Origin of the sequence: Pseudomonas sp. 2995-1 (assembly GCF_002742505.1) — a bacterium.
Lineage (GTDB): Bacteria > Pseudomonadota > Gammaproteobacteria > Pseudomonadales > Pseudomonadaceae > Aquipseudomonas > Aquipseudomonas sivasensis.
In genome coordinates, this window is the sequence record NZ_LJSA01000502.1 from 1 (window position 1) to 344 (window position 344).

A 344-nucleotide genomic window follows, 5' to 3' on the forward strand; every position below is an offset into this window, starting at 1 on the left:
CCACGGGACGGCCAATATAATCAGATAACGCTGCCCACCCCAATCTTCCACCTCCATTAAATATTCCCATAACTCCAACCATTGTAGCTGCTCCAACTGTGGATAAGCCCACTACTTCTTGAGCCATTGGAGAAGCCACAGAAATCATCATGATTCCAGCAGTTACATTAATAAGCATCATGCTCCAAAGCATCCAAAAGCGTCTTGTTCTCACAGCTTCCTTTGCTGTAAGTTGAGATAAGTCTCTTTTCATTACTTTTTTCCCAGAAGCTATTGCTTTCTTCATCCCTTCAGGTAACCATCCTTTAGGAGGTGGAGAGATATAAAGTGCACCTAGTACCATT

At 43.0% G+C, this 344-nt stretch carries 1 pseudogene; it reads right to left on the reverse strand.

From position 1 onward, the window contains the following. A pseudogene (locus AOA61_RS27250) lies at positions 1–286 on the reverse strand (hypothetical protein); the annotation flags it as partial. Positions 287–344 lie beyond the last annotated feature (58 nt).